The organism is Pedobacter jeongneungensis (assembly GCF_039538295.1).
Lineage (GTDB): Bacteria > Bacteroidota > Bacteroidia > Sphingobacteriales > Sphingobacteriaceae > Pedobacter > Pedobacter jeongneungensis.
In genome coordinates, this window is sequence record NZ_BAABBY010000003.1 from 323,385 (window position 1) to 334,979 (window position 11,595).

General features: G+C 37.4%; 11 protein-coding genes. 4 read left to right on the plus strand and 7 right to left on the minus strand.

Translation table 11 applies throughout. The annotated features are described in order from the left end of the window. The first annotated feature begins 7 nt into the window (after positions 1-7). On the plus strand, positions 8-514 hold the full coding sequence (locus ABD769_RS07320; protein ID WP_344850719.1) for an FKBP-type peptidyl-prolyl cis-trans isomerase: 507 nt from the start codon (positions 8-10) through the stop codon (positions 512-514). A 91-nt stretch (positions 515-605) separates the two neighbouring features. Here the strand turns inward: ABD769_RS07320 and ABD769_RS07325 are convergent, their stop codons facing one another. The 6 genes from ABD769_RS07325 to ABD769_RS07350 all read right to left on the minus strand — a co-directional run bounded on the left by ABD769_RS07325 (position 606) and on the right by ABD769_RS07350 (position 6,362). Beyond that, positions 606-1,235, minus strand: coding sequence for a Uma2 family endonuclease (locus ABD769_RS07325; protein WP_344850720.1), 630 nt, complete (start codon positions 1,233-1,235; stop codon positions 606-608). Positions 1,236-1,271: 36 nt separating this feature from the next. Continuing rightward, complete coding sequence (locus ABD769_RS07330) at positions 1,272-2,489, minus strand: hypothetical protein (RefSeq protein WP_344850722.1); 1,218 nt, start codon at positions 2,487-2,489, stop codon at positions 1,272-1,274. After that, positions 2,482-3,066 carry an RNA polymerase sigma factor gene (locus tag ABD769_RS07335; RefSeq protein WP_344850724.1) on the minus strand — a complete coding sequence of 195 codons (585 nt, stop codon included), beginning with the start codon at positions 3,064-3,066 and terminating at the stop codon, positions 2,482-2,484. The genes ABD769_RS07330 and ABD769_RS07335 overlap by 8 nt, the downstream gene beginning before the upstream one ends. Before the next feature lie 120 nt (positions 3,067-3,186). Beyond that, entirely contained in the window at positions 3,187-3,882 is a 696-nt protein-coding gene (locus ABD769_RS07340) for a DUF4397 domain-containing protein (protein ID WP_344850726.1), read from the minus strand. Positions 3,883-3,999: 117 nt separating this feature from the next. Then, the gene (locus ABD769_RS07345; protein ID WP_344850728.1) at positions 4,000-4,656 is read right to left on the minus strand and encodes a hypothetical protein; all 657 of its coding nucleotides are present in this window, start codon (positions 4,654-4,656) and stop codon (positions 4,000-4,002) included. A gap of 83 nt (positions 4,657-4,739) precedes the next feature. After that, positions 4,740-6,362: an ABC-F family ATP-binding cassette domain-containing protein gene (locus ABD769_RS07350; protein ID WP_344850730.1), complete on the minus strand. Its 1,623-nt coding sequence runs from the start codon at positions 6,360-6,362 to the stop codon at positions 4,740-4,742. A 660-nt stretch (positions 6,363-7,022) separates the two neighbouring features. Here ABD769_RS07350 and ABD769_RS07355 point away from each other — a divergent pair. The 3 genes from ABD769_RS07355 (at position 7,023) to ABD769_RS07365 (ending at position 8,965) form a co-directional block, all read left to right on the plus strand. Next, positions 7,023-7,583 (plus strand): hypothetical protein, encoded by a 561-nt coding sequence (locus ABD769_RS07355; protein ID WP_344850732.1) that lies wholly within the window; start codon positions 7,023-7,025, stop codon positions 7,581-7,583. Positions 7,584-7,730: 147 nt separating this feature from the next. After that, positions 7,731-8,306, plus strand: coding sequence for a nitroreductase family protein (locus ABD769_RS07360; protein WP_344850734.1), 576 nt, complete (start codon positions 7,731-7,733; stop codon positions 8,304-8,306). Between the two features lie 206 nt (positions 8,307-8,512). After that, on the plus strand, positions 8,513-8,965 hold the full coding sequence (locus tag ABD769_RS07365) for a 3-oxoacyl-ACP synthase (RefSeq protein ID WP_344850736.1): 453 nt from the start codon (positions 8,513-8,515) through the stop codon (positions 8,963-8,965). 1,304 nt (positions 8,966-10,269) lie between these two features. Here ABD769_RS07365 and ABD769_RS07370 read toward each other — a convergent pair. After that, a complete protein-coding gene (locus tag ABD769_RS07370) occupies positions 10,270-11,439 on the minus strand; it encodes a DUF3298 and DUF4163 domain-containing protein (RefSeq protein WP_344850738.1) in 1,170 nt (389 codons plus the stop codon). Between the last annotated feature and the right edge of the window lie 156 nt (positions 11,440-11,595).

An 11,595-nucleotide genomic window follows, 5' to 3' on the forward strand; every position in this document is an offset into this window, starting at 1 on the left:
AATTTAAATGAATATTTCACCAAACTCTGTAGTAGCGTTAACTTACGAATTGCATACTACTAACGAAGAAGGACAACAAGTTTTTGTAGAAAAAGCTGACGAACAAAATCCTTTAGTATTTTTATATGGCGTTGGCATGATGTTGCCTAAATTTGAAGAGCATTTAACCGGTTTAAAAACTGGTGATGAATATAGCTTCGAGCTTTCTGCTGCAGATGGCTATGGCGATATCGATCCGGGTGCTTACGCTGATCTTCCTAAAACGATGTTTACTGAAGCTGGTGGCGAATTACCTAACGTTGGTGATGTAATTCCTTTACAGGATAACAATGGCAATCAGTTCAGGGCAGGTGTTACTGCGGTTCATGATGAAACCATTTCAGTTGATTTAAACCACCCGATGGCTGGTAAAAATTTATTGTTCAGCGGTGTTATTTTAAATGTGCGTGAAGCTACACAAGATGAATTAGCTCATGGCCATGCTCACGGAGCTGACGGTCATTCAGGTCATTAATCAATCGATTATAAACGATTTTAAAGAAGTCAGGTTTTAAATAACAATTTTGCTATTTAAACCTGACTTCTTTTGTTAGAATATAGCTGGACTAATCCTGAAAAACTTCCTCTAAAATGAGCGTAAAGCCCGGCAAAATAGGCGTGGTTACTTTTTCGCCTTCGGTAAGCAGTTTAGTGGGCTGAAACTTGCCCTGATCATCCAACAGATACCTGAAAAACGTTTTATCTTCAGGGCTTATAATCCAGTATTCTTTAACGCCTGCTTCTTCATAAACCTCATATTTACTGATCAGTTCTTTTTTGCTGTTTCCTGGCGACAAAATCTCCACAACAATATCAGGTGCACCGATACAACCGCGTTTATCTAACTTGCTTTGATCGCAAATTACAACCAGATCAGGTTGTACCACGGTAAAAATTTCTTTATCTTTCTGTGTTTTCTTTGCTAAACGGACATCAAACGGCGCCGTGTAAACATGACATGGCTTTCCTTTTAAGATATTATATATTGGCCCGAAAATATTGGTTAAAACGCCCTGATGAATCCGCGAAGGAGCAGGGCTCATCCTAAAAATGTACCCTTTAATAATTTCTAAGCGCTCCTCAAATTCAAAGCGCAAATAATCTGCATAACTGTATTTTGCAGAAAAATCTACCTCATTAACGGTTTTAATGGGAGGTAGTTCGTCTTCAGTTGGATATGGTTTGATATTTTTCATATGGCATTTAACCAAATATACTAAATATCTTAGTTTTTAAAAATCGATTTTTAAACGTAGTCCGCCGTTGGTAAGGTTCAGGTTTTCTTTAGAGAAAGTTTTCATCGGCAGTCTCAAAAACGGCTCAATGGCAATATTATTCTTTTTAGATATTTTTTGCTTGTAACCTAAAGAAAAATTGTAAAATCCGATGTATTTATCAGGATCTATACTGGCTTCGGGCTGAGGCTCTGTGGTTTTTTCCGCTACAATAAATGTTTTCGATTCAGCATAGCCATTTACAGGTGCAGAAGAAAAATTTTGTACCTGGTTTACAATGTAATTATTCTGTTGTGAGCTATTTAGAACCGCTAGTGCAGAAACCCCGATATTGGTGTACAATTTTTCGCTGATCTTATACTTTAGTTCTAAAGGAATATTAATTCCACGCACTTTAGAGTCAACCGATTCCAGGTTTCTACCCGATAAAGTTTGCGGAGCGCCCGCGTTCAGCGATTCTGAAGTGCTGATGGCAGCATAAGAAACACCAGAACTGATAGACAGTTTATTTGCAATGGCATACGATAATGAAAAGCCATAGTTCATATTCACCTTATTATCGTTACCCATTGCAGGGGCAACATACACATCAGGTTGCCATTTAGAGTTTTCGTTCGTTTTAGATGAATTTTTTTGCTGGTTTGCACGGCTATCCTTTGCAAGTAATTCTTCAAATGTTGTTTTTTTAGCCGGTAAGTCTTTTTTCTTTTCGGTTAAAAGCTCAAAGTTCTTAGGGCTAAATGTCGAAATATTAGCACCTGCAAGTTTATTATCCAGTATATTACCGTTTAAAGGCAATAAACCTTGTGTATCATTTACATAGGGATAATTTTTATGCTCCTCAACAATTAGGTTTGTGCTTTCTGTAATTTTATTTGCAGGGCTGGCCGCAATAGGGTTATTTAAAACAGTGGTTGAATCATTTAATGGAGTAGGGGTATTTTTTTTAGGTACGCTATTACTAAGATCGGTGTTTGATTTTTGTTGCGTTTTAAGTTTAGTTAAGGCAAGATCAGTTTTTTGACCGGTATTGTTCAGAGCAAAAAACACCCCGCCGAAAACAAAAATAAGGGCAGCAGCTGCCCACAACGGCCAGAATGCAATGCTCCGTTTTTTATTTTCTTTTACCGAAAAGCGCTCCCAGGCACCATCAGGGTATGTTTCCTCATGGTTTTGGAGTTGCGCGGTGATATGCTCAATTAATTCCTTATCCATTTTTCTTGTACGAATTAACCATGGTATTTAAATAAAGGGTACGTAACTTATTTTTAGAACGTGTTAAATACACACGGCTCGAACTTTCGGGTATATTCAGCATCTTCGATATCTCATCGTGTGCAAAACCTTCAATTTCGTATAAGTTAAATACCAGTCTTTGCGTATCTGGTAAGTGATTTAGTAAATTCAAAATATCATTCACATGAAGTTCCGAAGCAACCGAAACCTGCGTAACCGGATGTTCGTTTTCGGCCAGGTCGTCTACATAGAACTGAACTTTCGAACTCCGTATTTTATCTATTGCTGTTCTCGAAGCAATCTGGGCAATCCAGCCTTTAAACGACCGCTGCAGTTCTTCCGGGTTTTTGGGCGCTTTAAAACCCGCCACATGTTTAAAAATCTTGATAAAGCTATCATTTACAAGCTCTTCACTGTCTGAAGTGTTCTTGGTGTACCTTAAAATAATGCCCATTAAATAGCCATAAAATGATTTATACATCATTTCTTTACAGCTATTGTCGTTTTTTACACAGCCTTTTAAAATTTCCTCAAAACTGAGTATTTTTTTTATCACCCCTGTAAAGGACTATTTATTAAAGGTTTATCATGATTAATTGCTTGCAAATTTAAGAAAATAACACCACCCGATTTTTTGAGTGGTGTCAATTTTCATGATCACAGGTAGTGCGATTCTTTATTTATTTGTCATCACAGATAAACCCAGTCCGGTACTATCGGTTTTGCTGGTTAAACCTTTGGCCCAAATGGTATAAATTTTTCCTTTTTCAATTTTAATGGCCGGTAAGCTTACTTTTACCGTTCCGCTTTGTTTTAACTGAAAAGTATAGCTATCGTTAGGTGCAATGTTGGTAAAGGTTGTAAATTCTTTGAAAGCTTTTGCTGTAAACAATGGGGCATCAGTTCCGGCAACAGCTAAATCGTAAGTTGCAGTTCCGGGGCTTAAGTTTACAAAACGAACTTTTGCTTTATCTGCTTCAGGAGCTTTTAAATCATCTTCCAGAATCAGAAGTTTTGTCGATTTTAATGTATCAACCACAAATACTGAATAGAAGAAGCCTGATTTTAAACCTGCAGTAGCCGTAGTTACATATTTTAAAGAATCTTTTTTAGCCACTCCAACCAATCTCGTTCCTGGATAGGCTGCATAATAACCCAAATCTTTGGTGTAACTAAAAAAGTTGATTTTCTGGTTGTCGAGGATAAAATCCAGTGGACCTGTTCCTGGTGATGCATGTACAAAACCAATACCTGCTGCTTCTATCGGATCGTTATTGAAATCTTTTTTACATGCCGTAATGGTTAAGGTTATTGCAAAGAGAGAGAGTATAATTTTTGCCGTAGTGCTAAAATTTTTCAAATTCGTTTTCATTTTAATGTTTAAATCAATTTTATGAACAAAATTGGTTAATGGCCATTAACGCTTTTTTCTTGTAAAACGATTAATGGAATGAAAACGCTACATTATATCTGTTTTTTTATGAATATTTTAATCTACTGTTAATTTACTCTGGAAAATTAACCGACTTGCAACGGGCTTTCCATTTAAGTATGCAGGTACAAAGTCAAAATCTTCAGGACGAAATTTTGATAATGAAATTTCTTCTGTTCTTTTCAGTTCTCCTTCTCCGGTTTCTGCTTGATATTTGATAAGTTTTCCATGCTCATCTATATGGAAAATTAAAAGTACAGTATGAACTCCTGCATAAGCACGGAATTCCTTTGATGGTGAAAATTTTTTAATTAGAAAGCGTAGACTAGTATGATATCCACCAATTTTTGCTGGATAAATAATTTTATCACCTTCTTTTGTAGAATCTATTTCGTAAACTATATTTTTTGCTGTATGGTTGTATTCCAGTTTCTTTGTGGTATAGTTATAAATCTGTTCTAACGAATCAGGACCATTAAAAAAACGCCATCTACCAGAGCGTTCGTCATCTTTGTATAATCCGACTGCCAACAGATCCCGTCCAATTTTTATTTCAGATTCACCATTTTTTACATAGCGTTTCGATTTCAACTCTGTTGAATGTTCAATCATCCCTCCTCGAATAATTCTAAAATGTGTATGGGTGGAGTCGCTTTTTTGTGCAGAAGCAAATAAAGGAATAAACAAGGAGAGGAGCAGCGTAAGTTTTTTCACAATTTTAGGTTTTGTTTATAAAGAAAAAGAGTTTTGACGTAATATCAAAACTCTTTTAATAATTCACATAGCAATGTGGTTAGTTAAGCATACATCTCTTCGCGGAGTTTGGCTACATCACTGCTGTTAATATACTCATCGTACGTCATTAACTTATCAATAGTACCTTTTGGTGTGATCTCAATAATGCGGTTGGCAACCGTTTCTGTTAACTGGTGATCTCGTGAGGTAAACAATATTGCACCCTTAAAATCTTTCATGCCATTGTTTAATGCCTCGATCGATTCCAGATCCAGGTGATTGGTTGGCTCATCAAACATCAATAAGTTGGCTTGCTGAAGCATCATTCTGGAGAACATACAACGCATTTTTTCGCCTCCTGAAAGCACTTTTACGTTTTTAAGTACTTCTTCGCCTGAGAATAACATACGACCTAAGAAACTGCGTACAAACTGCTCATCGGCATCCGTTCCGGAGTATTCGCGTAACCAATCCACCAGGTTTTCATCCTTACCGGCAAAGTATTCAGAGTTATCGTTCGGAATATCTGCAGTACTGATGGTAACGCCCCATTTAAATTCTCCCTTGTGGTCAGTATCTCTACCGGTTAATACATCGTAAAACGCTGCGGTAGCCAAACTGTTCTGAGATAAAATAGCAATTTTATCGCCTTTATTTACCATGAAAGTAACTTTATCAAATAAGATTCCGTCATTTCCGGTTTTACCCAGGTTTTCTACCTGTAAAATCTGGTCGCCAGCCTCACGGCCTGTATTGTTAAAAATAATTGCAGGATATTTTCTGCTCGAAGCTTTAATTTCGGTAATATCGATCTTATCCAAAGCTTTCTTACGTGAAGTTGCCTGTTTTGATTTCGAAGCATTCGCACTAAAACGGCGGATAAACTCCTGAAGCTCCTTCACCTTATCTTCCAATTTTTTATTCTGGTCACTGCGTTGTTTTAAGGCCAGCTGACTTGATTCATACCAGAACGTATAGTTACCTGTGTAAATACTCATTTTAGCAAAGTCGATATCCACAATGTGGGTACAAACGGCATCTAAAAAGTGCCTGTCGTGACTTACCACCAATACAATATTCTGGTAATCGGCCAAAAAGTTTTCCAGCCAGGCAATGGTTTCGATGTCCAAATCGTTGGTAGGCTCATCCAGTAACAAAATATCCGGATTACCGAAAAGGGCCTGCGCCAATAACACCCGTACTTTTTGCGTGTTATCCAATTCCTTTAACAATTTATAATGGTTGTCTTCGGTAATGCCTAAATTGCTCAACATGGTTGCGGCATTGCTTTCCATGTTCCAGCCGTCCATTTCTGCAAAAAGATTTTCCAGTTCTCCCGCACGTTCGCCGTCTTTCTCTGAGAAATCTTCTTTCATGTAAATGGCATCTTTCTCTTTCATAATGGCATAAAGCTCTTTATGACCAATCATTACGGTTTCTAATACCGAAAACTCATCAAATTCGTAGTGGTTTTGTTTTAAAACCGCCATTCTTTCGCCTGGAGTAAAAGCCACGCTACCAGAAGTCTGGTTAACTTCTCCCGATAAAATTTTCAGGAAAGTAGATTTACCTGCACCGTTAGCCCCGATTACGCCATAGCAGTTGCCCTGGGTAAATTTTAGGTTAACATCTTCAAATAATGTGCGTTTGCCGTATCGTAATGATAAATTAGAAACTGAAATCATGCTGTAATTGAAATAAGGCGCAAAGATAGGGAAAAAGGTTGAGGGTAGGAAAGAAGTAGGCGTTTGATTGTTTCATTGTTGGAAAGTTTAAGGTTAAAATGTTCAATTGTTTGATTGTTCTATTGTTGGAAATAAATGATCGGTTAACCGCTTTAAACAGTTACCAATTTTTTTTTGAAAACGGAGGATCCAGTTCGTTGTGGCAAATGCAGGCCCGCTTTCACTTCAATCTTTTAAAAAAAACTTCTGTCATGCTGAGGCACGAAGCATCTGTTTCATAGCTGCAGATGCTTCGTGCCTCAGCATGACAGTATATCGGGGTTAATGCAACTTTAAATTATTTCCGTTCAATTAGGTTTATTGATAGTGGTTGGTGCTTTTGTTCAATGGCTTAAAAACCAACGCATCTGGGAATCTTAATGTAAGCTGTATATCACATTTAGATTATGTTAGATGGGCACTTCTTGGTTCCCAATCAGATGAGGCCGTCTCCATAAATATAGAATTGTCATCCTGAGCTTGTTGAAGGATCTGTTTTAAATCTCTTAAAAAGCGTTTCGACAGGCTCAACGTGACAAATTCGATTGAATTACATTTATGATACAGCCCCGTGACGATTTATCTCAATGTACTTTAAGGTAAAATATTTATTTTAGTCCTATGCAAAACGATCTCTTGCTCGAAACCATTAAAACCACACTTCAAAAAAGCAAAGTAGAAAAACTGGCTGCAATTGCTTCTGAAGATACTTTTTCGGTAAAAGAATTAATTGATTTAAGTTTTTACCATGATGAACAGATTGGTTTCAGGGCAGCGTGGATTTTAGAGAATGTATATACAGCTCACCAGCTTCGCTTTTTGCCTCATGCGCTTTATTTTCTAGATAAGCTGCCACAACAGCATAATTTATCGGCATTGAGGCATTATGTTAAAATCCTGGCCTTTATGACCAAGAAAAATGCTCATGAATCTGTTAAAAAGATCATTTCTGATTACAATACCGATCATCTGGCAGAGGTTGTTTTCGCCTGGCTCATCGATGAAAAAATACCTGTGGCCATAAAATCACACTGCCTTAATATCCTGGCGAATTTAAATGTAAAGCACAGCTGGATTAAGGAAGAACTGCTGCAAACGATGGATTTTCTGGTTGATAGGGAAAGCATTGGCTTTTTTTCAAAGGTGAAACAGATCAGGAAACAGTTTTCAGTTGGCAGTTAGCCGTTATCAGTTAACAGTTACTAATAAACCAATGATTAATGACCAATTTACAGTTATCAGTTAACATAGCGTCAAATCTTTCAGGATATATCGAATTTGTATCTCTCTTTCGGCATTAGTCTTTCAGCTTTTAGCTATTTTTACCGAATGAGTACTATATACGAAACCATCTCAAAAGTTATAAAAGAACGTCGCAGTATATTCCCTGCAAGCTATATTAAAAAAGAAATTCCGGTTGAGGTTATTAATCAGATTTTAGAAACGGCCAATTATGCCCCAACACATAAATTAACCCAGCCCTGGCGCTTCGTGGTGATCAGGAAAGCCGGATTGGCTAAACTGGGCGAAGAACTGGGCCGGTTATACAAGGCATTGGTAAATCCGCAGCAGTTTTTGCAGAAAAAGTACGATAGCTTTGCCGAGAAAACAAGTCAGGCTGATTGCATTATTGCCATTAATATGCATTTAAGCGGTAAAATACCAGAGTGGGAGGAGTTGGCAGCAGTATCGTGCGCGGTACAGAACATGGCCTTAACAGCCGAAAGTTTACAGGTTGGCGCTTATTGGAGTTCGCCTCCTTTAATTAACGACCTGGGTGATTTTTTAAGTCTGGGTGAGCATGAAAAGTGCATCGGCTTATTCTATATGGGCTATCACAACGAAAAACCCTGGGAACCCAACCGTACGCCAATGAGCGAAAAAGTGAAGTGGATAGAGGGGTAGGTTTGAGTTATTAGTCCATAGTCATTAGTCTGGAGTCATTAGTCATTGATCATTAGTCATTGGTCATTAGTCATTAGTCCGGAATTCTAAGTCATCAATTGTGTTATAGTTTGATAGTTCAAGGCTATTATACTATGGACCATCAACCATTTTCCATCACCCATCTTACATCTTACATCGTCCATCTTAAATCATCCATCACCTCTATGTCTACATTAAAATCTACACTATACCAGCTTTGCTTAACTTTTATCCAAAACAGGATTGAAAATATCGAATATTCGCTGCAACAGGCGAGGCAGGCCTCAAACGACGACACAAAAAGCAGTGCGGGCGATAAATATGAAACCACGCGGGAAATGATGCAACAGGAAATGGATCGCAATAATAAACTGCTTTATGAAGCGGGGCAACAGAAAATTGCATTACAGCAGATCGAAAATGTAGAATCGGATCAGGTTGTTAAAAACGGGAGCGTGGTGCTAACCTCCGAAGGTAATTTTTACATCAGCATTAGTGCAGGGGAATTAAATACGGGTGGACAGAAATTTTTTGCCGTGTCGCAGGCTTCTCCTATAGGTAAGATTTTGATCGGAAAGGCCAAAAACGAAAGTTTCAAGTTTAATGGTAAAGAATATACTGTAAAAGAGATATTATAAAAGTTTTCAGCTGGTAGTTTACAATTTGCAGTTAACAGATTTATACTTGCAGTAACCAGATCTATACTTGCAGTGGCCAGGTTTATACTTGCAGTGAGTAGGTTTATACTTGCAGTTGCCAGAATGTAGTTTGCGCATGGCAATATTACCGGCGCCATCGAAAGTTGTGAACTTGCAGTAGACAGTTATAAACTTTCCAACGATAACATTATCGCGTCAGGTCGTAGGTTTATCTTTGCAGTCGACAGTTTTATACTTTCCATCGACAGGTTTGAACTTGCAGTTGATAGATATATACTTTCCATCGGTAGGTTTATCACGGCAGTTCGCAACTCTATCAAAGGGGTCGGTAGGTTTATGTTTGCAGTAGATAGTTTTATGTTTGCAGTAGATAGTTTTATGTTTGCAGTGGGTAGGATTATGATGGCAGTTAGCAGTTGATCAATAGTTGATTTAGTTGGGAGTTAGGAGGCTGGAGTTTTGAGTCTATTTAACCGCTTTTAAAAGAAAATCGCTTAATCAATTTCAACAGTTAAAGTTATCTATCAAAGGATTAAAAATACTTATTTCATAAGTCGGGATTAGAAATCCCAACTAACGGGAAGTTTGGAGTCAGTTAACCGATTAAATAATTAATCGCTTAATTAATTTCAACAGTTAAAGTTATCTATCAAAGGATTAAAAATACTTAGTTCATAAGTCGGGATTACAAAACCCCAACTAACGGGTTAGGAGGCTGGAGTTTGGAGTCCAGTTGAAGAAAATCGCTTAATCAATTTCAACAGTTAAAGTTATCTATTGAAGAATTAAAAATCCTTAGCTCATAAGTCGGGATTAGAAATCCCAACTAGCGGGAAGTTTGGAGTCAGTTAACCAGTTAAATAATTAATCGCTTAATCAATTTCAACAGTTAAAGTTTTCTATCAAAGGATTAAAAATCTTAGCTCATAAGTCGGGATTACAAATCCCAACTAACGGGAAGTTTAACCGGTTTAAATAATTAATCGCTTAATTAATTTCAACAGATAAAGTTTTCTATCGAAGGATTAAAAATCTTTAGCTCATAAGTCGGGATTAGAAATCCCAACTAGCGAGAAGTTTAACCGGTTTAAATAATTAATCGCTTAACCAATTTCAACAGTTAAAGTTATCTATCAAAGGATTAAAAATCTTAGTTCATAAGTCGGGATTAGAAATCCTAACTAGCGGGAAGTTTTGAACAGTTAACCAATTCAAACAATTAACCGGTTAACCCTTTCAACAGTTAACCAATTAACCAATGACTAATCAACCAATAAACTAACTTAAAAAATTATCCCCATCCGTTTTGCGAAAGCAGGGACTAAATAAGTTTTTAAATCTGCGTAAGGTATAAATACGACAATCTGTCCCTGGGCGTAACTGGCTACTTCGTAAGGATTGTACATAAAAGCAATTCCATTGTTGTTGAAGTAGAAATTATTATTCGGTTTTATAAAATCATCGAAAAGTACCGAGCTTAAAGCATCTTTAGCCTTGATGTTATATTCTTTACGCAGATTGCGTTCTAAAATACCTTGTAAAGTATTCGAATCTATCTTGACAATGTCGCCAAGCACCATTTGTTTTTTATTCTTTACATCAAGGCAGTACATTACACTGCTGTAATTGCCATGGGCACCGCCAGTATAGGCATCGGCCAGGAAATCGATCACTACATAACCATTATCGTTATAACTCACTGATTGCTGACTGTTGTTGGTGTAATTTAGCCAGGCCTGAAAATCATCATCGCGACCGTTTTTAGATTGTTCGGCAGCCTGTGCTTTGTAATCTTTAAAATAACCGGCGGCTATATTTTTAAAACCGGTTGTAAGGGCCACCTGTGAACCTAATCCTAACATTTTTTTAAGCTGGGTATTTAACCAGGTGCTGGATTCGTCGGTATTTTTGCTTTCGAGGTATTCAAAACTGATTTGTGCAGCCGGCGATTTAGGCTGGCTGGCAAAAGCCTTAACCGAATCGTCGTAAATGCCTGCATTGAACTGATAACTTCCATCAGGATATTTTTCTGTAAGCACAATCGGGAATTTTTTGGCTTTATCTCCGCTTTCCCATGTACCGTTAAAACCGTTTCCATTCCACTTTAAGGCCAGATGCGGCGATTTAAAATCTTGTGTAAAATACGATTCGTAATAACTGTATTCGGTAAGTACAATGCTGTCTTTCCCGATTAAAGTATCGGTTGAGAGGTTAAGCCATGAGCCATCGTAATAATAAGAACCACTTACGTCATCATTAACCTTTTGCAAGTGCATTACTACTTTTTTACCCGCAATGGTGCCTTCTAATCTCTTATAAAAATGCCTGGTAAGTTCTGTTTTTACCTTTGCGGTACTATCTGTTTTTACGGTATTATTATTCCCGTTTTTAGGGTTGTTGCAGGCTGAGAGTATCGCTATTCCGAAAAGGCATAATAAAAAAGAGTATTTCATAAGGGCTGGTATGTAGGGGTTTTAGCGTGGTGAAGTTGGGAGGTTTAGTGCTATAAGGTTGGAAGGTTTTAAAGTTGAATTATCTTTAACATCAAAATTTTTCTTAGTTGTTGTAATGTTTTAAAGGCAGGTTGCATTAACCTTTCCAACATTCAA